Source organism: Mesorhizobium sp. M0833 (genome assembly GCF_040319905.1).
Classification (GTDB): Bacteria; Pseudomonadota; Alphaproteobacteria; order Rhizobiales; family Rhizobiaceae; genus Mesorhizobium.
The window spans coordinates 70,903-94,857 of the sequence record NZ_JAMYOQ010000018.1 but is presented as its reverse complement, the minus strand read 5'-3'; the positions used below and the strand labels follow the sequence as shown (position 1 = coordinate 94,857).

Genomic DNA, 23,955 nt, shown 5'->3' with positions numbered 1-23,955 from the left:
CGCAATGGTTTAGGCACAACACGGAGCTTGGGAGCGACAGAGGTCAAGATCAGGTTGTTTCGTCACGGTTCGAACGATCGCTTTGGGGGCGCATAGCACAAGGTGAGTTTTGATATGAATGCAGATCTTAAAAGCACGTCCGCCCCGGCACCCCGCGGCACCCCGTTCACGCGCCCGATCCCAGGCAAGCTGCGGCCGCTCCGTTCAGACGGCGCGTTTCTGCTGATCGTTCTCGTCAGTCTGGTTGCGGGCCTTGTGCCCGTCCGTGCCCAGGATCTGCCAACCGCGCCGTCTTTTGTCGATGATTTCACCAGCCTCAGTCGCGCGCGCTGGTACATTTCCGACGGCTGGACGAACGGCAAGCATCAGAATTGCACCTGGTCCAAAAGCCTGATCGGGCTTTCCGACGGCATGCTGACGCTCGGTTTCGAGAAGCGCAAGCTGAAGGATCGCGAATTCGCCTGCGCCGAGATCCAGACCAAGCAGCGCTTCGGCTACGGCACCTACGAGGCGCGGATGAAGACCGACACGGGCTCCGGCGTCAACGCGGCATTCTTCAGCTTCGTCGGCGATGCCGACAAGCAGCCGCATGATGAAATCGACTTCGAGGTGCTGACCAAGGACACGTCCAAGGTTCAGGTCAACGCCTACATAGCCGGCAAAGGCAAGAACGAGAAACTGGTCGACGTCGCCGGCGGCACCGACAAGGCCTTCAATGACTACGCCTTCGTCTGGGAAAAGGACCGGCTGCGCTGGTACGTCAACGGCAAGCTTGTCCACGAGATCACCGATCCGGCGAAGCTGCCCACCCATTCGCAAAGGATCTATTTCAGCCTGTGGGGCAGCGATACGATGAAGGGCTGGATGGGGCCGTTCTCGGATCCGGGCCGCAAGCTCACCATGCAGGTGGATCGCGTTGCGTTCACCGCACTCGGCCAGCCCTGCCAATTCCCGGAATCGCTGGCATGCAACATAAACTAGAAGCGCATCTGAACCGGCCGGGCCGAAGGTGGTCGGAAAACCGAAGCTTGAACAGGCCCGAAGCCTTGAACAGGAATGAAACCGAATGAATTTGACTGTCTTTGGAATCGGCTATGTCGGTCTTGTACAGGCGGCGGTGCTTGCCGAAGTCGGCCATCAGGTGGTCTGTGTCGACATCGATGCAAAAAAGGTCGAACGGCTCAACCAGGGCCATGTCCCGATTTTCGAGCCCGGGCTCGAAAACATGGTCAAGGAGAACCATGCCGCCGGCCGCATCAAGTTCACCACCGACGCCGCGGCGGCGATCAAACATGGACAGATCCAGATGATCGCCGTCGGCACGCCGCCGGGCGAGGATGGTTCGGCAGACCTCAAATATGTGCTGGCCGTCGCCGAGGCCATCGGTCGTGAGATGGACGCGCCCAAGATCGTCGTCGGCAAGTCGACCGTGCCGGTCGGCACCTGCGAAAGAATAAAGGCCAGGATCGCCGAGACGCTGAAGGCGCGCGGGCGCGAGGATCTGGTTTTCGACGTCGCCTCCAATCCGGAATTCCTCAAGGAAGGGTCCGCTGTGAGCGACTGCATGAAGCCCGACCGCATTATCGTCGGCACCAGCAACGAGGACACCGAGGCGGTGATGCGCGAGCTCTACGCGCCGTTCAACCGCAACCACGAAAAGATGATCGTGATGGACGTGCGCAGTGCCGAGTTCACCAAATACGCGGCCAATTGCATGCTGGCGACCAAGATAAGCTTCATGAATGAAATGGCCAACCTGGCCGAGCAACTGGGCGCCGACATCGAGGAGGTCCGCAAGGGCATCGGCAGCGACCCGCGGATCGGCTACCACTTCATCTATCCGGGCCTCGGCTACGGCGGCTCGTGCTTCCCGAAGGATGTGCGTGCCCTGATCAAGACCGCCGAGGCCGTCAAGTTCGACGCCAAGCTGCTGCGTGCCGTCGAGGAGCGCAACAACCAGCAGAAGTCGGTCCTGTTCGAGAAGGTGCACCGCTATTTCAAGGGCAATCTCAAAGGCAAGACCTTTGCGCTGTGGGGCCTCGCCTTCAAACCCAATACCGACGACATGCGCGAGGCCCCGGCCCGCACGCTGATGGAAGCGCTCTGGGCCGCCGGTGCCAATGTCCAGGCCTATGATCCGGAGGCGATGCAGGAATGCCAGGCAATCTACGGGCTGCGCGACGACCTGCAACTGTGCGGCACCAAGGAGGCCGCGCTGCGAGGCGCCGACGCGCTCTTGATCGTGACCGAGTGGAAGAGTTTCAGCGCGCCGTCCTTCGATGCATTGAAGAACGCGCTGACCAGGCCCGTCATCTTCGACGGACGCAATCTCTACGACCCCAAGGTCATTGCCCGCCACGGCATCGAATACCACAGCATCGGCAGAATGGCGGCGTGACGCTAGGGCGGTCCAGCAAGGAGCCAGGTCCATGAAAGTTCTGTTTGCAGGCGGCAACGGCTACACACCGCAGTTCAGCGGTGGCGTTCAGTCGAGCACGCACCATCTGGTCGAGCAGCTGCGCGAGCACGGTCATGACGCCTCGGTGCTGGCGGCGCTGTTCGGTGACGGCATGTTCGGTTTCAAGGCGCGCGCCAAGATGAAGCTCCTTCGCCAGCGCGCGGTCATCGACAGCTATCCCGGCTATCCTGTCGTGCGGGCGTGGTTTCCCTGGGAGGCGGCCCGCTTCGCCGTCGAACGGCTCGATCCCGATGTCGCCGTCGTGCAGTGCCACAAATCGGTGCCGATCGGAAAGGCGCTGCAGGCGCTCGGCGTGCCGCTGGTGGTCTATCTGCGGAACGTCGAATTCCACGAATTGGCCGGCGACCTGCGCGAATTGCATTCGGCGCTTTATATCGCCAACTCCGAATTCACCGCGCGCACCTATAAGGAAAAGTTCGGCATCGACTCGACCGTAATCCCGCCGACCATCAATCCCGGGCTCTACAGCACGCCGACCACCGGTGAATTCGTCACGCTGATCAATCCTTACAATGAAAAAGGGTTCGAACTCGCCGTGCGCATCGCCGGCCAATGCCCCGAAATCCCGTTCCTGTTCGTCGAAAGCTGGAAGCTCGACGACGACCACCGGGCGCAGATCGAACGGATCATCGCGCCGCTACGCAACGTCAGGCTGGAAAGCCGCACCAGCGACATGAAGACCGTCTATGGCCGCACCAAGATCCTGCTGGCGCCCAGCAAATGGGAAGAAGCTTGGGGGCGGGTGGCATCCGAGGCCCATTGCAGCGGCATTCCAGTCGTCGGATCCCGCCGCGGCGGCCTGCCGGAAGCGATTGGCGCCGGCGGCGTTGTGCTCGACTATGACGCACCGCTCGACGACTGGGTCGCCGCGGTCAGGCGACTATGGAGCGACAAGGCCGAGTACGATCGGCTGTCGGCGGCGGCGCAGCTGTTTTCGGAGCGGCCGCAAATGAACCCCGACAGTCAGTTCACGACCTTCCTCGGCGTTCTCGACAACGCCAGGCAAGGCGCGCTGGAGCGTGCCGCCTGATGCATTTCGTCCAAAATCGTTTATGTCGCCCAACAGCCCGCTTTTGCGCCTGACCGGGGTGTGAGCGGCTTTGGGACAACAACATGCACAACACCAGACGCTTGAAGCGCCTCGCACGGCGGCGACGGGCGTCAGCCCTCATCCGTGCGAGCAGATCGCCGACCGGCCTCGAAAGATCGTCCATTCGATGAAGATTTGCTTCGTAGTTGATAAGTTCCCCTCTTTGTCGGAGACCTTCGTCCTTGACCAGATAGAAGGGTGCCTCGAGCGCGGCATGCAAGTCGGCGTCGTCTGCAACGAGACGTCCTTCGGCAAGGACAGCAACACCGACGATCGCCGCTGGCAGGCTCTCCCTGGCAAGGTCGTCTGCTGGTGGGGCGGGCTGGGGCGCTTTCGCCCGACGCTCAGGAAATGGTCGGGCAGGTTCTGGGATAAGCTCTCGACCGCTGTCGACATCGCTTTTGCGCGCAAATTGCAGAACGCCGATGTGATCGTCGCGCATTTCGGCAATAACGGCATGCGCGTCGCCCGCGCCATGAAACGAGGCCGGATTTCCGCTCCTTTGGTGACCATATTCCACGGCCGCGATGTGGGGGAACCGCTGCATGACAACACACTCACGCGCTATAAGGTTGTCTTCGACAAGGGCGTTCTCCAGCTCCCGGTGAACGCGTTTTTCCGCGATGCCCTGATCGGCGTCGGAGCACCCCCGGCGCAAGTCATGGTTCACCATATGGGCGTGCGGCCCGGTGAGATCGGCTACCATTGGCGTTCCTGGGAACGGGACACACTGTCCTTCATCTCGGTCTGCCGGCTGACCGAAAAGAAGGGCATCGAATTCGCCCTTCGGGCGCTCGCCAGCCTGCCGCGGCGCGACTGGGTCTATTCGGTGATTGGCGGCGGCGAATTGCTGGAAGAGTTGAAGAAGCTCGCCGCAAATCTCGGCATTGCCGACCGGGTGACTTTCCTCGGGCCGCGTCCGCACGCCGAGGTCAAGCAGCGCCTGCGCGACGCCCACGTATTCCTGTTGCCGAGCGTTGCCGCGCGAGACGGCGATCTCGAGGGTATTCCGGTGGCCTTGATGGAGGCTATGGCCGCCGGGCTGATCGTCGTCAGCACCTATCACTCGGGCATTCCCGAACTGATCGAGGACCAGGAGACAGGCTTCCTCGCGCCGGAGCGAGACGTTGCGGCGTTGGCCCGCAAGCTTGTCTGGGTGGCCGAGAACCCGGACAAATGCGAGCGCATCGCACGTGCGGCGCGCCGTAAGATCGAGCAGGATTTCAACGCAGACGTGCTCAACGAACGTTTTGCGCAGATCGTTGCCCAGCTGGCCGAAGCCAGGCGCCCGGCATGAACGCCAACCCGCCCCCCCAGTTCGGTCGTGTCGCCCTGCGCGGCGGCGTGGTGACGATCGGCGCGCAAGGCTTCAAGATGGCGATCCAGTTTCTCTCCGTCATCGTGCTTGCGCGTCTGCTTGTGCCCGAGGATTTCGGCCTGGTGGCTTCCGTCGGTCCGATCGTGGCCTTTGTGGGGCTGCTTCAAAACCTTGGCCTGCAGCAGGCTGTGGTCCAGCGCAAGGATATCAGCACGGAGCAGCTCAACCAGGTATTCTGGATCAGTGCGTTGGTTGGGCTGGGCAGTGCCGCGATGGTGGCATGCCTGGCGCCCGCCATCGCCGCCTTCTACGGCGATCAACGCATGGTCGGGATCACCATCGGCTCTGCCTTGCCGCTGCTGCTTGGCAGCCTCGCCGCGGTGCCGCTGGCGCTGATGAACCGTCACTTGCGCTTTGGCCAGCTCGCGCTGAACGACGTGATTACCGCCGCTGCCGGACTTGCGACTACCGCAATCGCCGCCTATGCGGGACTGGGCTATTGGTCGCTGGTCATCGGCCCGGCGGTATCGGCTGTTGTCGCGCTGGCCGCGGCATGGCAGGTGGCGCGCTGGACGCCGTCTCGGCCGGACCTGAAGGTCGATACCGACATATTGTCCTTCGGCGCCAATCTGACCGGCTTCAATCTGGCCAACTTCTTCTCGCGCAATCTCGACAACATCCTGATCGGAAAATATTCGGGCGCGATCGAGCTCGGCTATTATGACCGCGCCTACAAGCTCCTGCTGTTTCCGCTGCAGAACATCAACCAGCCGCTGACACGCGTGATGGTGCCGCTGCTGAGCCGCATCCATGAGGACAAGGCGCGGTTTCGCGACATCTATGTGCGAACCAACTGGATGCTGGCGGCCGTCACCATGCCCGGCATCGCGGCGCTGACGCTGACGTCGGACCAGGTGGTGGGGCTTCTCTTCGGCGAGCGCTGGGCGGCGGTGGCGCCGATTTTCGCCTGGCTGGGCATCGCCAGCCTGATCCAGTCCGTCTCGAGCACCACGGGATGGATCTTCATCTGCCAGGGCAAGACCAAGACCATGTTCCACTGGGGCATCTACTCGTCGCTGACGACGGTCGCCGCCTTCATCATCGGATTGCACTGGGGCGCCGTCGGTGTCGCGGCGGCCTATGCAATCAGCGGCTATGTGCTGCGCGTCCCGGTGCTTGCCGTCCTGGTCCACCGGGTCGGCCCGGTGACCGCAGCCGACTTCCTGATCATGCAGGGGCTTTTCATCGTATCGTCGCTGCTTGCCTGGTCCGTGTACCGCGAGTTGCCGGCATCGCTGACCGGCCAATCAGACCTGCTCGCGGTGGTCCTGGCGGTTGCCCTCAACTATTCGATCGGCCTGATCCTCATGCTTGCCCTTCGCCAGTCGCGCAGCGCCCTGTTCACCACGCTTTCCAGCGCCATGCGCAACGCCCGCTAGGCGAGCGATCGCCGGCCTCAAAAGCTCACCTGCCGACATCGCCGACGCATGCTCCTCAAGCACTGCCTGAAGGCTCGTCCTGCGATAGAGGTCGAGATTGGCGGTAAGTCTGCCGAGCTTCTCGCTCGCTTCCTCGGGCGTCACCGTATCGATGTCGAGCAGCAGGTCGGCGACGCCGATCCGCTTGGCAAGCTCCTTGGTCTTGAATTCATAGGCGATCGGCAGCACCGGCGTGCCGACGCAGAGCGACATGATCATCATATGCATGCGTGTTGCGACGACAAAGTCGAAGCCTTTCACCAGGGCCATCAATTGCTCCGGCGTGTGGAACGAAGCGTCCACGCTGACATGTTCGGCGATCTCCGGATCGAGTTCGGCAACGATAGCCCGCGCCGTCTTGGAATCGTCATGGGCGTATTCCGGCACGCCCTGGCAGGTGGAGACGAAGGTGACCTCCTTGGCGTGGTCCCTGACCAGGATAGTCGCGATCTCGCGGATCGAGTCGATGTAGCGGCGCATGCCGCCCTCGCCGTCGCTGACATAGTTCCAGTGACGGACGGAAATGGCGACGCGGCCGGTGACGGTCGCCGACTGGCCAGAGCCCAGAATCTTTCCGATCCTGTCGGTGTCGGCCAGGGCAAAAACGGCGTCGGCCACGACGTGGCATTTGCCGGGGTCTTTTACCATGTCCACAATGTGGCCCCGCGAACGTTCGTCGCGCAGCAGGATGAGCGGGCTCCGGTCGAAGATCGGGCTCAACTCCTGGCGATTGTAACTTTTGTTGAACGGGCCAAGCGATTGTGTGAAGAAAACCGGGTCCTTGCCCAGAATCGCGTCGATCCTGAATTGATTGAGGCGCCGCTCCAGATTGTAGGTCTCGACAAGGTAGGTTCCGCCTGTCGTGACCACGAGGTCGGCGTCTTTGTAGATCTCGAGACCACGGCGATTGCTTGAGCTGAACAAACGCCCGAGAACGCCGTGGATGCCGAACCGCCGCAGGGCATTGAGGACGAGCCGATTGTAGATCGGCTTGAACAGGTTCTTCAGCCCGCTGCCGTATTTGTAGCGGAACAGCGATTCCGACAGCAGCTTGTGGAATTCGAGATCCGGATAGTCCTTCTTCGTGTAGAGCCTCGCCGCCACCTCCGGCTGGCTGTCGAAGACGTAGAACTGGATATCATCCTGCACGATCGTCTTGAAAACATGGCGAATCGCCAGGAGAATCGCTGCATCCCCGGTATTCAGGCAGACGGTGTTTTCAACCGCGATCTTCATGGAATGACCTCATTTCGTGAGTAGTCCCGTGCTTCCATCGACGGGCGCGAAGGGGCGAATTGCAGGCGGGTTGGCCGAAAATGCTGCACGCCAAGGATGGTCCTCGCGTCGTGATTATTGGCGCGCAGCCCGATGGCAGGCCAGCGCGCGGTCCATGCGGCCCAAGCAGAGCGAGATTAACCCATCGATTTTGCAGTGCAACAAAAAACGTGGATCTTTGCTACGCTGCAACCAAAAATGTTGCGATGCAGCAAGAGGTGTACTAGCATCGTCGCGGGCGGGCCAACAGCGGTCGAGTTTTCATGCTGCATGTCTTGTACTTGGTACACGACGTCTCCGACCCGGCAGTGCGCCGGCGGATCATAATGCTCAAGGCAGGCGGCGCCCAGGTTACGCTGGCGGGCTTTCGTCGTACGGCAAGCGCAGTTGCTGATGTCGAGGGCTTGCAGCCGATCGATCTCGGCCCGACTCGTGATGGCCGATTCGCCCAACGTCTGGCCGCGATCATGAAGGCGGTGGTCTCGACCGGCTCGAAGCTGGGCTCAATCCCACGGCCCGACCTCATTATCGCGCGCAATCTGGAAATGCTGGCGCTTGCCCGCCGCGCCAGGTCGGCTTTCCAGGCAACAGTGCCGATCGTCTACGAGTGCCTGGACATCCATCGCCTGCTGCTTCGCGACGATTCGCTGGGCTGGGCGATGCGCGGTGCGGAACGCTTCCTAGCCAGGGATGTGAAGCTTCTGGTGACCAGCTCTCCGGCCTTCATCGCTAACTATTTCAAGCCGTTCGGACAGGTTGCCGCTCCGGTCGAACTGCTCGAAAACAAGCATTTCGAGCCGGCCGCAGCTTCGCTGGATGACCGCATTACGGCGGAGAATCCCGTTGCGCCGCCGTGGCGGATCGGCTGGTTCGGTGCGCTCCGCTGCCGTCGCTCCCTGGAGCTTCTGGCCGAATTTTCGCGCCGCCTCGACGGCCGCTTTGAAATCGTCCTCAGAGGCCGGCCGGCGCTGTCCGAATTTCCCGATTTCCATGGTTTTGTTCAATCGGAACCCTGGCTGTCGTTTGGCGGGCCCTACCGCAATCCCGAGGACATGGCGGCGATCTACCACGAGGTTCACTTTTCCTGGGCCATCGACTTTTTTGAGCAGGGCCTGAACTCCGAATGGCTGCTGCCGAACCGGCTCTATGAAGGCTGCCGCTTCGGAGCTGTGCCGATTTCGATGGGAACCACCGAAACCGGCCGGTTCCTCGACCGGCAAGGCATCGGGGTTCTATTGTCAGAAGCCACGCCCGAGGCGCTCGAAGCCGCCGTCGGCACGATGGAGCAGCATCGGTTCGAGACATTGAGGGCGCGTGTTCTTGCCCGCAATCCGCGCACCTGGAGCCACGACCGCGCCGATTGCCGGGCGTTTGTCGAAAAGCTCCGCGGGCTGACTGCGGCTCCCGGTCCATATGCTGCCGAAGCATTGGCATAGAAGGACTGCCGATGACGCAAACCGACATTCCATCCTGCATGATCGTGGTGCCGTGCCTGAACGAAGCGGCCCATATCGGCGCATTGCTTCGAGAGCTTCGCCCTGCGGCCGAGAGGCTGGGCGCCGTGATCATCGTTGCCGATGGCGGCAGTACGGACGGCACCAGGACGATCGTCGCGGATATCGCCGCAAAAGATCAGCGGGTTACCCTGCTGCACAATGAAAAGCGCTTGCAGAGCGCGGCGATCAATCTCGCCGTCGCCAGATTCGGGGAAGGCGTCGACTATCTCATTCGCATCGATGCGCACGGCGGCTATCCCGCGGATTATTGCGACCGGCTGATCGACGAAGCGCAGGCCACCGGCGCGGATTCGGTCGTCGTCTCGATGCTGACCAGTGGCAGCGGCATGGTTCAGAAAGCAGCGGCAGCGGCGCAGAATTCCAGGCTCGGCACCGGCGGCTCCAAGCACCGGCACCTTTCGGCGGGGGAATGGGTCGATCATGGCCACCATGCGCTGATGCGGATATCAGCCTTCACCGCGGTCGGCGGCTATGACGAGACGTTCAGCCACAATGAGGATGCCGAACTCGACTATCGGCTCCGCCAGGCCGGCTACCGCATCTGGATGACCGGCAAGACGCAGATGGTCTACTATCCGCGCTCCTCGCTGAAGGGCCTCTATTTTCAGTATCTCGGCTATGGCCGTGGCCGGGCGAAGAACGTTCTCAAGCACCGCATGATCCCGAAGATCCGGCAAATGGTGCCGCTTCTGGTATTCCCCGTGGTTCTTCTCGCCGCCTTTTCCTTCGTCCACTGGCTGGCGGCCGTGCCGCTTTTGCTATGGGCGTCGGTCTGCCTCGGCTACGGCTTTTGGACCGCCGTCAGCCAGCGCAAACCCGACATTGCGCTTGCCGGGGTCTCGGCAATGGTTATGCATTTCGGCTGGTCGGTCGGTTTCTGGCTGCAACTGCTCGCACCGCGACCGCAGCGCGAGGTAGCGTGATGGAGCCGGTCAGAAAAAATCGAAGCATCGATATCTGCATCTGCACATTTCGCCGGCCGGAGCTTGCCGACACGCTTCGCTCCATAGCGGCCATGGATATGCCCGTGGGATTCGACGTCGGTGTCATCATTGCGGACAACGACGATACGCCGACGGCCGAAACGCTGGTCGCCAGGCTGGCGGCCGAGTTGAAGCTGCCGGTGACCTACCGGCACGCCCCGGCCCGCAACATCTCGATCGCGCGCAACGCTTGCCTCGATGCCAGTGCGAGGGATTTCGTCGCCTTTATCGACGACGACGAGACGGTCACCGCCGGCTGGCTTGCCGAACTGGTGGCGACGGCGGAAGCAACTGGTGCTGCGGCCGTTCTCGGGCCGGTGCAAGCCCGTTACCGGGCGGATGCGCCCGCCTGGATGCGCAAGGGTGATTTCCACTCGACCCTACCGATCTGGGTCCGCGGCGAGATCCGCACCGGCTATACCTGCAACGTCCTGCTCAGGATTGGGGCTGAGAGCCTGCGCGGCCGGCGCTTCAGCCTGGCACGTGGCCAGACCGGTGGCGAAGATACGGAATTCTTCGACCAGATGGTCAAGGCCGGCGGCCGCATCGCCTTTTCGCCGGAGGCTTGGGTCGACGAAGCGGTGCCACCTGCCAGGGCGGCATTCGACTGGCTCGGCCGCCGCCGGTTCCGCGTCGGGCAGACGCACGGTCATCTTCTGGGGCGCAATGTACACGGCCTTGCCCGGCTCAAGCAGGTCGGCATTGCCACGGCAAAGGCCGCCTACAGTTTCCTGTCGGCAATTCCGGTCGCCATCGACCCCGTGCGCCGGAACCGCAGCCTGCTTCGCGGCATTATGCATGTCGGCGTCGTCAGCGGCCTCGTCGGGGTTCGTGAAATCCGCCAATACGGCCTGTCTTCGCCGCAGCAAGGGGGCAAGCGTGCAGCCTGACGTGAGCTTCGTGATTGCCGCCTACAATGCCGAGGCGACCATCGATCGGGCGATCGCCAGCGCCATTGCCCAGCGCAATGTCAGCGTCGAGGTTATCGTCGTCGACGACGGGTCGGCCGACCGGACGCTCGATCTGGCGAGATCCTACCCCGAAGGCATCGTACGCGTGGTCGCGCTTGAGCAAAACCGTGGCCCCGGCGGCGCCAGGAACGCCGGCCTTGAACTTGCCCGCGGCAGGTGGGTCGCGGTCCTCGATTCCGACGACGCGGTCTATCCCGGGCGAATCTGCACCATGATCGAACGCGCGGAGAAGGCGGGCGCCGAGATCGCGGTCGATAATCTGCAGGTCGTTCGCGAGGATGGCGTTGCCGAAGACACGATGTTCCCGGCCGACTATCTGGAAGGGCTCGGTGAAATCTCGCTGGCGGATTACATCGCCGGCAATGTGGTCTTCGAATCGAGATTCAATCTCGGCTATCTCAAGCCGATCTTCCAGCGCCGGTTCCTGAACGAAAACGGGCTCCGCTACGATGAAAGCTTGATCATCGGCGAAGATTATATCCTCCTGGCCAATGCTCTGGCCAAAGGCGGCAAATGCGTCGTCGAACCGACGACGGGCTATGTCTACCACATCCGCACCGGCTCCATTTCCCGGGTGCTAGAGCTTCATCACGTCGAGGCGATGCGCAGGGCCGATGCCATCTTCGCCGGAACCCATTCCATGGATGCTGCGGCCGCGGCGGCGTTTGCCAGGCGCGCCCGCAGCCTGCGGCGGGCGGCATCATTCCTGTCGCTGGTTCAGCACATCAAGGCGCGGTCCCCGCTCAAGGCGATATGGACGGCGCTCAGCGATCCGGCGGCGGTCCGGCATATGAGCATGCCGATCGCCGTCCGGCTGCGAAGGGTAGCGGCACAGTTTGCCGTAGTGGCGGGGAGGTGAAGGGCTGCGGGCGAATGAAGATAGTTTTCGCCGCCTGCGACGGGTTGAAATCGATCAGAAGGAATATGCAATGAAAAAAGTCAGGAAGGCAGTCATACCGGTGGCAGGGCTTGGAACGCGGTTCCTGCCGGCGACCAAATCCATGCCGAAGGAAATGCTGCCGGTGGTCGACAGGCCTGTCGTGCAATATGCGGTGGATGAGGCGTTCGAGGCAGGTATCGAGCACATCGTCTTCGTTACCGGCCGCAACAAGGCGGTGATCGAGGACTATTTCGACCTGCATCCTGAACTGATCGGAACCCTGGAGCAGAGCGGCAAGAAGGCGCAGCTTGAAGCGCTCGAAAGCCTGCTTCCCGTCGCCGGCGCGACAAGTTTCATCCGCCAGCAGTCGCCGCAGGGCCTCGGCCATGCCGTGTGGTGCGCGCGCGAAGTCATCGGCGACGAGCCCTTTGCATTGCTTTTGCCGGACATGGTGTCCTTTGGCGGGCGCGGCTGTCTCGCCGAAGTCGCCGATCTTTATGCACAGACCGGCGCAAACGTCATCGCCGTCGAGCGTTGCGACCCGACCGAGACCAGCAAATACGGCATTGTCGGCCGCGGCGCGGATGTCGGCACTGGCTTCGAGGTGACGGCCATGGTCGAAAAGCCGGCTCCGGCCAACGCCCCGTCGAACTTTTACATCAACGGCCGCTACATCCTGCAGCCCGAGATATTCTCGCTGCTGGGCAGCCAGCAACGCGGTGCCGGCAACGAGATCCAGCTGACCGACGCGATGGTGCGCCTCGCACAGACGCAAGCCTTCTTCGCCCAGCCTTTCGACGGCCGCATGTTCGACTGCGGTTCGAAGGAGGGCTTTATCCAGGCCAATATCGCTTTCGCGCTAGCGCGGGAGGACATGAAGGGCCAGATCTTCGATATGCTGCAGGAATTCGTGCGGTCGCATCAGCGTCGGGAAGAAGCCGCATAATGTCCATTTTTTTGAGGCATTGTGAGTGCGGCTGATGACGCAGGACAGGCCGTTGCGCCGCGCGTAACGCGCACTGTCCGGCGCAAGGTTTGCACCCTATGTCCCGACCTTCGAGGCGGTAGCGCCTGCAAACTAGAATTGGACCGAAGATGAACTATGCCAATTTTCCTGTCGAGAAGAGGACGCCATTGCCGGCTTCGGGTGCGGCAAACGCCGAAGACTTCATCGACATCGAGCGCCTGCTTGGCATGGCCGCGCGGCAGGCGAAAGTGGTTGCCGCCGGTGCCGTCATCGGTCTCTTTCTCGGCGTCCTCTACTTGCAGACGACGCCTCCAACCTATGTGGCGACGAGCAGCGTGCTGATCGACGAAGGATTGAACAAGGTCGTCGACGACATTTCGGCGGCGTCGGTCAGCATGCAGACCGACTCCGCCGTTCTGAGTCAGATCGAAATTCTGCAGTCGGCCAGGCTGGCGGGGGTGGTCGTCGACAAGCTGAAGCTCGATCAGAACGACGCTTTCATGAACCCTCCGACGTCGGCTCTGTCGAAGGTCGCAGGCTTTGTACGCAGTATCATCCAGTCTGTCCGCCCCAAGCGCGCCGCTAGCACGACGGACGTCACTCAGCTTGATGCTGCGACGCGTGACGCGATCACCGCATCGTCGTCGCCCCGTGACTACGCAATCTTCAAACTGCAGAACCAACTCGACGCCGAGCGGATCGGCCGAAGCTTTGTCATCAGCATCTCCTTCCAGGCGACGGATCCGGCGCTTGCGACCGCCATCACCAAGGCCTATGCCGACGCCTATCTCGCCGATCAGCTCGATGCCAGCTTCGACGCGACCGAGCGGGCGGCGGTCTGGCTGCAAGGCCGGCTGACGGAGCTTCGTGAGAGCTCCCAGGCGGCCGCACTGGCGGTCGAAAAGTTCAGGGCCGAACATGGATTGGCCGTCAATGACGGCCAGCTGATCAGCGATAAGCAACTGTCCGATCTCAACACCCAGCTGATCGTCGCGCAGGCCGATACCGCACGTGCCGGCGCCCGTTATCAGCAGTACAAGTCGATCGTCGAAAGCGGCTCGGACAATGCGTTCAAGGACGCTGCGATATCGAACGACCAGCCGAGCAGCTCGGTCATTACGACGCTGAAGAACCGCTATCTCACCGTCGCCAAGCGGCAGCAGGATGTCGAAGCCAATTTCGGCCCGCAACATCCGCAGGCCGTCGCGCTCGCCAAGGAGAAGGCCGACATATCGGCGCAGATTTTCGGCGAGCTGAAGCAGCTCACCGAAAGCTACCGCAACGAATACGAGGTCGCTTTGGCGCGCGAGACCGCGCTCCGCGCAAATGTCGCCTTGGCGGCAGGCAAGAGCTCCATCGACAACCAGTCGCAGGTCAAGCTGCGTGAACTGGAGCAGAAGGCGACGGCGCTCTCGACGCTCTATCAGACATTCCTGAACCGCTATGAGGAGGCTGCACAGCAGCAATCCTTCCCGGTCGGCAAGATCCGGGTCATCTCCGATGCGACGATGCCGCAGTCGGCCGCAACCCCGCGGACGGCCATCGTGCTGGGGCTTTCGCTGGCGCTTGGCATAATGATGGGGGCTGGGATTGGCGGCCTGAATGAATTCAGGGAACGGTTCTTCAGGACCGGCGAGGATGTGCGCGACCGCGTCGGCCTCAAATTCCTCGGCTACCTGCCGGTCATCGGCAAGGCTGGGAAGGACGACCAGCGCGACGACGGTCAGGCCGACGTCAAGGCCGCCGAAACCAGGACCGCCAAGTCCTCCAAATCCCAGTCCTCCAAGACATTGTCGGCAGCCGAAAAACGTGCGCGCATGCGGGTAACCGTCGATGCACCGGCGTCAATGTTCTCCGAGACGCTGCGCAACGCCAAGATCGCCTTCGATGTCGTGATGGAAGGCCAGGGCAGCCGGGTCATTGGTGTGATCTCGGTGCTGCCCGGCGAAGGCAAGTCGACGGTTGCCGCCAATCTTGCCGGGCTGCTTGCGGCCAACGGATCGAAAACGCTGCTGATCGACGGTGACCTGCGCAACCCCGGCCTCAGCCGCAGCCTTGGCATGGAGGCCGAGCAAGGCCTGATGGAAGCGGTGGTGAGCGGGCGGACCTGGCAGTCGGTCGGCAAGATCGACCGGCAGACCAAGCTGGCGATCATCCCGGCCGTCCTGCGTGGCCATTTTTCGCACACCAGCGAGCTTCTGTCTTCGGCCGGCATGCGGCGCTTCATTGACAATGCCAAGGAAACTTTCGAATACATCATCGTCGATCTGCCGCCGCTCGGGCCAGTCGTCGACGCCAAGGCCTTCGCCCCGCTTGTCGACGGTTTCGTGCTGGTCGCCGAGTGGGGACGCACGCCGCGGGCAATGGTGCAGTCCGTGCTGAGCTCAGAACCCTATATCGCCAAGAAGATCGTCGGCGCGGTTCTGAACAAGGTCGAATTGAAGAAACTGGCCAAGTATGGCTCAATCGGCGGCTCCGAAAGATTCTTCGACAAATATTCGAGCTACTATCTGGAAAAATCGGAAGCGCGCACAAAGGCGGCCGCCTGAGCGACGGATATCGCGCTCAGGAAAATATCAGCCTGGCGCGTTTGTCGGCGATCCTGACTGCGGTCAGCCGGCCGCTTTGGAAGGCGCCCGTGTCGATGCCAAGCCGGCGTCCCTCGAGCTTCGGAAACTCGACCGGCGTATGCCCGTGCACCACATAGCGGTCAAGAAGATGCGCGGCTTCGAAGAACTCCGAGCGGATGTTGAGCAGGTCGTCCTCGTCTTGTGCGGCGAGGTCGATGCCCGGCCTGATGCCGGCATGAACGAATACGAATCTCGCCGAACAGACCATGACCGGCAGCGCACGCATGAAACTGACGTGGTCGGCGGGAATGATCTCTCGAATGCGCCCGTCGACCTCCTCGTTTGAACCGTAGAGATCGGCCATGCGCTCCGGGTCGACGCCGTAGGAAAACAGCGTTTGCAGGCCGCCTATCGCCAGCCACGACTCTCTCGAAATGATCCCGTCGAGATAGTTCAGCATCACGACTTCGTGGTTACCGGCAAGACAGATACGCTGGAAGCCTTGGAGTGGCGGCGCCAGCAGATGATCGAGCACGCGCGCCGACTGCGGACCACGATCGACGTAGTCGCCAAGCATGATGATGAGCTTGCGTCCCTCGAAAGACGCAGAATCGAGCAGAATGTTCTGCTCCAGGGAGCGAAGCTCCTTATAGCAGCCATGCACGTCGCCGATCGCGTAGACGACTGAGTCCCGGATATCGATCTCGAGCCGCTGGCGCGCCGCGGTCCGGGTGTTTCTCGATCGCTGGAACAAGGTCACGAATGGCGTCCCGTATGGCTGTGAATGCGCCTCGATCTCGAAACAACATGGCGACGCAGCGCGTGGATACCATGTCTGGCACCGGTCGTTCCATACCGGAGCTTCGAACGCAACTCGGCTTCGGCGTTCTTACAGGCCGATGCCGCGGCCCTTCAGTGCTGCGGTGATCTCGTCGAGGATGGCGGGGTCGTCGATCGTCGCCGGCATGGCCCATTCCTCCTTGTCGGCGATCTTCTGCATGGTGCCGCGCAGGATCTTGCCGGAGCGCGTCTTCGGCAGGCGCTTGATCGTCACTACCGTCTTGAAGGCTGCGACAGGGCCGATCCGTTCGCGCACCAGCGTGACCACCTCGCTCTCGATGATCCCTGCATCGCGGTCGACGCCCGCATTCAGCACGACGAAGCCGAGTGGAACCTGCCCCTTCATCGCATCGGCAATGCCGACGACGGCGCATTCGGCAACGTCGGGATGCGCGGCCAGCACCTCCTCCATGGCGCCGGTCGAGAGCCGGTGGCCGGCGACATTGATGATGTCGTCAGTGCGGGCCATGACATAGAGATAACCGTCCTCGTCCATCATGCCGGCATCCGCGGTCTTGTAGAAGCCGGGGAATTCCTCGAGATAGGCTTGGCGAAACCGCTCGTCGGCATTCCACAGCGTCGGCAGGCAGCCGGGGGGCAGCGGCAATTTCACCACGACATTGCCAAGCGTACCACGCTTGACCTCGTGCCCGGCATCGTCGAGCACGCGGATGTCATAGCCGGGCATCGGCACGCCGGGCGAGCCGTATTTGACCGGCAGCAGGCCCAGTCCGGCGGGGTTGATGGTCATCGGCGAGCCGGTCTCGGTTTGCCACCAATGGTCGATCACCGGCACGTTCAATTTCTGCTCCGCCCATTTGATGGTTTCCGGATCGGCGCGCTCGCCGGCGAGGAACAAAGTACGGAATTTGGACAGGTCGTATTTTGGGACGAATTCGCCCTTCGGGTCCTGTCCTTTGATGGCGCGGAAGGCGGTTGGCGCGGTGAACAGCGCGACGACGCAGTGCTCGGCAATCACCCGCCAATAGGTGCCGGCATCGGGGGTGCCGACCGGCTTGCCCTCGAACAGCACGGTCGTGCAGCCATGCAGCAGCGGGCCGTAGACGATGTAGGAATGGCCGACCACCCAGCCGACGTCGGAAGCCGCCCAAAACACTTCGCCCGGCTTGACGCCGAACTCGTTTTCCATCGACCATTTCAGCGCGACCATATGGCCGCCATTGTCGCGCACGATGCCTTTCGGCTGGCCGGTCGTGCCCGACGTGTAGATGATGTAGAGCGGATCGGTGGCAAGCACCGGAACACAGTCGACATTGGCGCCGGCGGCCCGCTCACGCGCCACGGCGTCGGCATAGTCGATATCGTGATTTTCCCTGAACTCGCAGCGCAATTGGTCGCGTTGCAGGATGAGGCAGGCTTCGGGCTTGTGCCGCGACATCTCGATCGCTTTGTCGAGCAGCGGCTTATAGGCGACGACGCGCCCTGGCTCCAGGCCGCAGGAAGCGGAGATGATCAGCTTCGGCTTGGCATCGTCGATGCGGGTGGCGAGCTCATGCGAGGCAAAGCCGCCGAAGACCACCGAATGCACGGCGCCGATCCGCGCACAGGCAAGCATGGCGAAGGCTGCTTCCGGCACCATCGGCATGTAGATGATGACGCGATCGCCTTTTTGGATGCCACGATTCTTGAGCACCGAGGTCAGCGCGACCACCTCGCGCTTCAACTCGGCATAGGTGAATTTCCTGATTGTGCCCGAAATCGCGCTGTCATGGATCAACGCGATCTGGTCGGCACGGCCGCCCGCCACGTGGCGGTCGACGGCATTGAAGCAGGTGTTGCAGGAAGCGCCGTTGAACCACCGGCCATAGACACCGGCATTGGCGTCGAACACGGTCTCGAAGGGCGAGAACCATTCGATAGCGCCCGCGGCATCGGCCCAGAACTTTTCCGGGTCGCGTTTCCAGCCGTCATAAACCTCGTGGTAGCGTGACGCCATCCAGCTTCCTCCCCAGGAATGTTTGCTGTCCTTGAAATAGCGTATGCTGGTTTGTGTAACCATGTATTTGTGCGTTTCGTTTGCTGTCGTTCTAATTCGGCCGCAAATGCAAGGTCGTCGTGGTCTGCGGGGCTGGTATCGGCCGAATTTTCGACATTGGGGGCAGGGCGCGATGAAACTGCGATACGAGCTTGGATTTGCCGCGGTTGCGACGCTGGCTGTGGGGCTCGCTTCAGCTGCTCAGGCCGGCGATGCGGCGGCACGGCGTATCATCGGCTTTTCGCCCGACGGCAACTATTTCGCCTTCGAGCAGTATGGCACGCTCGACGCTGGTGCTTCGGATTCGGGCTGGTCGGAGATCGACATCATCGACACCCGCACCGATCAGTTTGTCGGCGGCAAGCCGATCCTCATCGTCGACGAGACGGAGGATTCGACGCTGACACTTGCGCAGGCGAGGGCACAGGCCGCGGGGCAGGCGGCGCCCTTGCTGGCCAAATATTACATAGCGCCGCGTGGCGAACGGACTGGCTTCGACAAGTTCACCTTTCCCGAGGACATGGTCGCCTACAACGACATTGCGCGCCTCGAGCAGGTTTCGCAACAATGGCTTTCGCCGACCTATGACGAGCTTGGCATCTCGACCATTCAGCTCGAGCAGATTCTTGCCGATAGCACGGCGGATTGTTCAGCGAGTTTCGACGGGGCGCAGCAGGGCGAGACGACCGGCAAGGCGCTCGGCTTTCGCCTGACGCTGCAGAGCCAGGACGGCCATCCGATCACGGTGTTGCACGAGGACAAGGCCGTACCCAGTTCGAGGAATTGCCCGACCTCCTATAGCCTGTCGGAATCCTATGCCTTCACCCCAGACGCCAAAGCGGGCGTGGTTGTCGTGCTCGTACAGCGCTTCAGCCATGGATTTGAAGGGCGTGACCGCCGTTTTCTCGCCGTGACAGGCCGGGTGCACTGAGGCAACGCGCTGAGAAGTAGTCCGCTACCCGAGTTGTTGCCCCTAAAGCGGGAGGGCAGCGAGCATAAGTCCGACCCCGCCGGCGATCAGCAAGGCGGCTGCCAGCATCTTTCCATGGCGCTCGAAACCCGTCGGCGCCCGATCCCAATTGTAACGCATCCTCGAACTCCCCAAACCCGCAGATTCTTTATCTTACGCAGGGTGAGGAGGGCAACTGTCTGACGGTACGCGGCGTTGCCGATGTCGGTCCTATCACCGACTATTTCTGGGGCATTCTCCGCCGCTACATGCCCCAGCGCAGCGCGGCCGTATGTACCGGTGCATCCCACCAAACAGCCGCCTCGTCGTCGAGCATGCTCAGCGTGATCGAACAGCCGGCCATGTCGAGCGAGGTAACATAGGACCCGACCAGCGACCGGGTTACCGTGACGCCGTGCTTCTCGAAGATTTTGCGGGCGCTGTTATACATCAGGTAAAGCTCCATCAACGGTGTGCCGCCAAAGCCGTTGACGAAGAGCAGCGCCTGGCCTCTGGCACCGTCGCCCAGGTCACCCAGGATTGCGGTACAGATCTCGTCGGTGATGGCATCGGCGCTTTTCAATGTGTCACGCCGCCTTCCGGGCTCGCCATGGATGCCGACCCCGAACTCCATCTCGCCGTCGCCGATATAGAAGGTCGGCTTGCCCGCCGCCGGCACGGTGCAACTGGTCAGCGCCACGCCCATCGAGCGCGTCGCGCCGTTGACGCGCTCGCCGAGCGCCTTCAAGGGCTCCAGTGGCATGCCTTCTTCGGCCGCCGCGCCGACGATTTTCTCGACCACCAGCGTACCGGCGACGCCGCGCCGGCCGGTGGTGTAGGACGAGTTTTCGACCGCGACGTCGTCATTGGTCACGATTTGCATCACGCCTTCCGACATTTCAGCGGCCATGTCGAAATTCATCACGTCGCCCTCGTAGTTCTTGACGATGAACAGGCAGCCGGCGCCCGTATTGACGACTTCGGCCGCCGCCATTATCTGGTCAGGCGTCGGCGAGGTGAATACCTGGCCGGGGCAGGCGGCATCCAGCATGCCGTGCCCGACGAATCCGCCATGCAGCGGCTCGTGACCCGAGCCGCCGCCGGAGATCAGCGCCACCTTGCCCGGCTTGAGCAGCTTGCGGCGGATGAATTTGTGTTCCTCGCCAAGCGCCAGGATATCGGCATGCGCGGCAACGAAGCCGTCGAGGGCCTCGGTCAGCACCGTATCGACCGAATTCAGAAATTTCTTCATGGCTGTTCTCCCGAAATAGCCCAGCGTCAGCTGCCCTTGCCGGCGATGCTGGTGATCTTCTGGATGAAATCGTTGACCGCCCGGTCGAGCGCCGCGTTCTGCTTGTCGTCGCCGAAATCGGGAACGATCAGCGAGACATGACGTGTCTTGCGCATGCCTGCGGCCAGCGACATCTTTCCCGGATGAGCCCGATGGTAGGCCTCAAGGAAATGGTCGCGTTCGACCGGGCTGAAATGGCAGACGGAGAAGATAGCCGGCAAATGCTTCGACGGGATCGGCGTCGAGTAGGCCGGGCTTGAAATCTGCGTGACGAAGCTGCGGTGCTTGCCAAGCGCGTCGGCGAGACGCTGGCGCATGCCGGACGGGCGCTGGTCGATCACCTGTGACAGGATCGTCTTGTAGGCGCGGATCGCCTCTTCGGGGCCGGATTGCGACGCCTTGTCTGCCATGCCGGGGCCTAGATCGAAACGTCCGCGATGGCCGCCTTGGCCATCGCGAGTTGGGCGGGAGCGACGGAGAGGTCACGCAGGCCGGTTTCGAGCAGCGCCGGGATCGAGGCGGGGTCGCCGCCGGCATCGCCACACAGGCTGACCGGGATATTATGCTCACGGCCGAAGGCCGCAACGGAGGCGATCAGCCGGAGCACGGCCGGGTGCCTGACGGAATTCAGATGTGCGACAGAAATGTTGTCGCGAGCGGCGGCCATCACGTATTGGGTCAAATCATTCGAACCGATCGAGAAGAAGGCGGCTTTGGCGAATGCCTCCGGTGCGATGGCCACCGACGGCACCTCGACCATGATGCCAAGTGGCGGCATTTTGTGCGCGATGCCGCGCGCCAAAAGGTCAGCCTGCTCCTCAGCGAACAGCGCGGTGGCGTGTTCATACTCTTCCGGAACGGCGATCATCGGGAACATCACCTTCAGATTGCCGTGCATGGCGGCACGTAGCAAGGCGCGGATCTGCACACGAAAGACCTCCGGACGCATCAGCGACAGCCTGATCCCGCGCAGGCCAAGGAACGGATTACCTTCCTCGACGGTCAGGCCCGGCACAGGCTTATCGCCGCCCGCATCGACAGTACGGATCGTCACCGGCCTCTCGCCTGCCCATTCCAGCACTTTGCGGTAGGCGCGATATTGCGTCTCCTCGCCCGGCAGCGTCTTGCCGAACAGGAATTCGGTCCGCATCAGCCCGACACCGTCGCACGCCGCAGCATCGATGCTGTCGACATCGGACGGATCGGCGATATTCACCTGCACGCGGACCGCTATGCCGGTCTTCGTTGCCGCCGGCCTTGTCAGATAGGCTGCCGCTTTGCCGCGATGCGCCGCGAAAGACGACGACGATCGCCGGAATATGGCGATCTCCGCTTTCGAAGGCGCCAATACGATGCCACCATGTTCGGCATCGAGCAGTGCGATTCCGGTAAGGTGAGCCGGCGAAGCACCTGGCCTGGCCAGCCCACGCTCCATGAGCCCAAGCCCCACCACCATGGGCACGCCGCGTGAGCGTGCCAGCATTGCGACATGACTTGCGGCACTTCCGGCCGTAAGTGCTATGCCGCCGCCTGCACTCCAGTCGGTTTCGAGGAAGCGCGTCGGTGCGATATCCTCGCCGTAGAAGATCGCACCCGCCGGCGCGGCAATGTCGCCGCCCCCGGTCAGCGCGCGCAGCACCTGGTCGCGTATATCGCGCATGTCGGCGGCGCGTGCCCGGAAATAGTCCTGCTCGGATGTTTCATAGCCGGCTATCTCGGCGTCGAGCGCTTTTCGCCAAGCCACATCAGCAGCCATGCCCTCGGCAATTCGCGCAAAGGCCGGGCCGGTCAGCGCGTCGTCCTCCAGCATGGCGAGCTGGAATTCGAGGATGGCGGCCGCCTCGCTGTCGCTGCTTTCGATCAATGTCGCGAGCCGGCCCGCGGCAATGGAGATGGCGGCCTCAAGCGCCGCCTTCTCGTCCGCGGCAGTCGCCTTGCGGACATAACGCACAGCAGCCTGGTCCAGATCGAACAGCGGCCCCTCGGCATAGCCGGCCGATGCCGAAATGCCCTGCAGCCTAAGCGGTTCGGGCATGGTCCTTGCCTTCGTCGAAATCGCGGCGCACCAGCTCGACCAGTGCTCCGACCGCCTCGCCGGCGCCGTCCCCTTTGGCTCTGATGTGCAGGACAGTGCCTTTCGGCGCTTTCGCAGCCATCACCTTGACGATGCTCTTGGCGTCGAACCATGGCCCGTTGGCGGCGAGCGCAATCTCGACGTCGGCCGAAAACGTCTTGGCAAGCTTGGTGAACTTCACCGAAGGACGCGCATGCAGCCCCACCTCATGGGTGATCAGGACGCTGGCTTCGGCTGCTGCGGACATGCTTGTCAAAATTCCCATTCGTTCACGACGGCGACAATTCGCGCGCCGTCGCCACCACTTCCCTGAGCGAGGCGCCGCCGGACGCCTCGGTCGCCGCCATCACCGCGCCTTCGACGATCGGCGCATTGCAGACGACGATCTTCTGGGCGCGTGGTTCGCCGATCATCTCGATCGCCATCTCGCTATTGGTCTCGGCACCTCCGAGATCAACGAGGATCGCGACACCCGCCTCCGACCAGGCCTTGTCGATGGCGCCCATGATCGCCTCGACATTGGTTCCCAGCCCGCCATGGCCGTTTCCGCCGCACCATGCAAGCGGCACTTCGTTGCCGACCATCTGCCGCACCATGTCGGCGGTGCCTTCGGCGACCAGCGGCGAATGCGACACAATGACGATGCCGACATTGCTCATGCGCGCCTCTCGATTGCTTCGGCTACGGCCCGCACCAGAAGCGCGGTCGAGCGTGCGCCGGCATCCATATGACCGATCGAACGGTCGCCAAGGAAGGAGGCGCGCCCACGCAGCGCCTTCATCGGCACGGTCGCGTCGGCGGCGTTGTCGGCGATCTCGGCGATGTCCGCTGCCGCCTTTCCCTGCACGAGGGCTTCATGTACCGGCTGCAGCACGTCGAGCATGGTTTTTTGCCCGGCCTGCGACTTGCCTCTGGCGGCCACTGCTTCAATCGCCTTGCCGAAGGCCGCCGCCAGATCGACGCGATCCGGCGCGGCGGGAATCTCCTTGCCGAGCACCATGAACAGCGTGCCGAACAAGGGACCGGAGGCTCCGCCGACGGTCATCACCAGTTTGGTGCCGATCGCCTTCAGCGCCTCGGGCAACGGCTTTGCCGCAAACACGCCGGCCTCGGCCCGCACGGCCTCGAAGCCGCGTTTCATGTTGAGCCCATGGTCGCCGTCGCCGATGGCCTGGTCGAGCCTGGTCAGTTCTTCGGCATGGGCGGCGATGGTGTTTGCCGCCGCCTCGATCAGCCTGGAAATATCCGCTGCCGCCATATCACCCATGCTCCTGGCC

General features: G+C 62.5%; 20 protein-coding genes and 1 pseudogene. 12 read left to right on the top strand and 9 right to left on the bottom strand.

Annotated elements, in window-relative coordinates; translation table 11 throughout:
• Positions 1-114: 114 nt before the first annotated feature.
• From exoK to NKH98_RS20705, 5 genes are all read left to right on the top strand, one after another.
• Positions 115-981, top strand: a complete 867-nt coding sequence (gene exoK, locus NKH98_RS20725) for an endo-1,3-1,4-beta-glycanase ExoK (protein WP_352901117.1) — start codon at positions 115-117, stop codon at positions 979-981.
• Between the two features lie 85 nt (positions 982-1,066).
• Positions 1,067-2,398, top strand: coding sequence for a UDP-glucose dehydrogenase family protein (locus tag NKH98_RS20720; protein ID WP_254816094.1), 1,332 nt, complete (start codon positions 1,067-1,069; stop codon positions 2,396-2,398).
• A 31-nt stretch (positions 2,399-2,429) separates the two neighbouring features.
• Positions 2,430-3,509: a glycosyltransferase gene (locus tag NKH98_RS20715; protein WP_352479830.1), complete on the top strand. Its 1,080-nt coding sequence runs from the start codon at positions 2,430-2,432 to the stop codon at positions 3,507-3,509.
• A 187-nt stretch (positions 3,510-3,696) separates the two neighbouring features.
• A complete protein-coding gene (locus NKH98_RS20710) occupies positions 3,697-4,866 on the top strand; it encodes a glycosyltransferase (protein ID WP_352901114.1) in 1,170 nt (389 codons plus the stop codon).
• Entirely contained in the window at positions 4,863-6,326 is a 1,464-nt protein-coding gene (locus NKH98_RS20705) for a lipopolysaccharide biosynthesis protein (protein ID WP_352800229.1), read from the top strand. The genes NKH98_RS20710 and NKH98_RS20705 overlap by 4 nt, the downstream gene beginning before the upstream one ends.
• A 222-nt stretch (positions 6,327-6,548) precedes the next feature.
• On the opposite strand, the pseudogene NKH98_RS20700 reads toward NKH98_RS20705, so the two are convergent.
• Positions 6,549-7,601, bottom strand: a pseudogene (locus NKH98_RS20700) (polysaccharide pyruvyl transferase family protein); the annotation flags it as partial.
• Between the two features lie 302 nt (positions 7,602-7,903).
• Here NKH98_RS20700 and NKH98_RS20695 point away from each other — a divergent pair.
• From NKH98_RS20695 to NKH98_RS20670, 6 genes are all read left to right on the top strand, one after another.
• Positions 7,904-9,076, top strand: a complete 1,173-nt coding sequence (locus NKH98_RS20695; protein ID WP_352901109.1) for a glycosyltransferase family protein — start codon at positions 7,904-7,906, stop codon at positions 9,074-9,076.
• Positions 9,077-9,087: 11 nt separating this feature from the next.
• A complete protein-coding gene (locus NKH98_RS20690) occupies positions 9,088-10,080 on the top strand; it encodes a glycosyltransferase family 2 protein (RefSeq protein ID WP_352901106.1) in 993 nt (330 codons plus the stop codon).
• Positions 10,080-11,030, top strand: coding sequence for a glycosyltransferase family 2 protein (locus NKH98_RS20685; protein ID WP_352901103.1), 951 nt, complete (start codon positions 10,080-10,082; stop codon positions 11,028-11,030). The genes NKH98_RS20690 and NKH98_RS20685 overlap by 1 nt, the downstream gene beginning before the upstream one ends.
• The gene (locus NKH98_RS20680; RefSeq protein WP_352901101.1) at positions 11,020-11,970 is read left to right on the top strand and encodes a glycosyltransferase family 2 protein; all 951 of its coding nucleotides are present in this window, start codon (positions 11,020-11,022) and stop codon (positions 11,968-11,970) included. Before NKH98_RS20685 ends, NKH98_RS20680 begins: the two co-directional genes overlap by 11 nt.
• Before the next feature lie 70 nt (positions 11,971-12,040).
• Positions 12,041-12,937 carry a UTP--glucose-1-phosphate uridylyltransferase gene (locus tag NKH98_RS20675; RefSeq protein WP_352649782.1) on the top strand — a complete coding sequence of 299 codons (897 nt, stop codon included), beginning with the start codon at positions 12,041-12,043 and terminating at the stop codon, positions 12,935-12,937.
• A gap of 149 nt (positions 12,938-13,086) precedes the next feature.
• Positions 13,087-15,507 (top strand): polysaccharide biosynthesis tyrosine autokinase, encoded by a 2,421-nt coding sequence (locus NKH98_RS20670; protein ID WP_352901098.1) that lies wholly within the window; start codon positions 13,087-13,089, stop codon positions 15,505-15,507.
• A 16-nt stretch (positions 15,508-15,523) separates the two neighbouring features.
• Here the strand turns inward: NKH98_RS20670 and NKH98_RS20665 are convergent, their stop codons facing one another.
• Positions 15,524-16,288: a metallophosphoesterase family protein gene (locus NKH98_RS20665; RefSeq protein WP_352901095.1), complete on the bottom strand. Its 765-nt coding sequence runs from the start codon at positions 16,286-16,288 to the stop codon at positions 15,524-15,526.
• Between the two features lie 129 nt (positions 16,289-16,417).
• Positions 16,418-18,325: a propionyl-CoA synthetase gene (locus NKH98_RS20660; RefSeq protein ID WP_352901092.1), complete on the bottom strand. Its 1,908-nt coding sequence runs from the start codon at positions 18,323-18,325 to the stop codon at positions 16,418-16,420.
• Positions 18,326-18,497: 172 nt separating this feature from the next.
• Here NKH98_RS20660 and NKH98_RS20655 point away from each other — a divergent pair, with 172 nt between their 5' ends.
• Positions 18,498-19,295 (top strand): DUF2259 domain-containing protein, encoded by a 798-nt coding sequence (locus tag NKH98_RS20655; protein ID WP_352901089.1) that lies wholly within the window; start codon positions 18,498-18,500, stop codon positions 19,293-19,295.
• 283 nt (positions 19,296-19,578) lie between these two features.
• Here the strand turns inward: NKH98_RS20655 and dhaK are convergent, their stop codons facing one another.
• From dhaK to dhaL, 6 genes are read right to left on the bottom strand one after another with little or no spacing between them, the layout of a single operon-like run.
• Positions 19,579-20,565 carry a dihydroxyacetone kinase subunit DhaK gene (dhaK, locus tag NKH98_RS20650; RefSeq protein ID WP_352901086.1) on the bottom strand — a complete coding sequence of 329 codons (987 nt, stop codon included), beginning with the start codon at positions 20,563-20,565 and terminating at the stop codon, positions 19,579-19,581.
• 26 nt (positions 20,566-20,591) lie between these two features.
• Positions 20,592-21,014, bottom strand: coding sequence for a hypothetical protein (locus NKH98_RS20645; RefSeq protein ID WP_352479842.1), 423 nt, complete (start codon positions 21,012-21,014; stop codon positions 20,592-20,594).
• Between the two features lie 8 nt (positions 21,015-21,022).
• Positions 21,023-22,639, bottom strand: a complete 1,617-nt coding sequence (gene ptsP / locus NKH98_RS20640; RefSeq protein WP_352901083.1) for a phosphoenolpyruvate--protein phosphotransferase — start codon at positions 22,637-22,639, stop codon at positions 21,023-21,025.
• Positions 22,623-22,925, bottom strand: coding sequence for an HPr family phosphocarrier protein (locus NKH98_RS20635; RefSeq protein ID WP_023676329.1), 303 nt, complete (start codon positions 22,923-22,925; stop codon positions 22,623-22,625). The genes ptsP and NKH98_RS20635 overlap by 17 nt, the downstream gene beginning before the upstream one ends.
• 22 nt (positions 22,926-22,947) lie before the next feature.
• Positions 22,948-23,337 (bottom strand): dihydroxyacetone kinase phosphoryl donor subunit DhaM, encoded by a 390-nt coding sequence (dhaM, locus tag NKH98_RS20630; RefSeq protein ID WP_352901080.1) that lies wholly within the window; start codon positions 23,335-23,337, stop codon positions 22,948-22,950.
• Positions 23,334-23,936 carry a dihydroxyacetone kinase subunit DhaL gene (gene dhaL, locus NKH98_RS20625; RefSeq protein ID WP_352479845.1) on the bottom strand — a complete coding sequence of 201 codons (603 nt, stop codon included), beginning with the start codon at positions 23,934-23,936 and terminating at the stop codon, positions 23,334-23,336. Before dhaL ends, dhaM begins: the two co-directional genes overlap by 4 nt.
• Between the last annotated feature and the right edge of the window lie 19 nt (positions 23,937-23,955).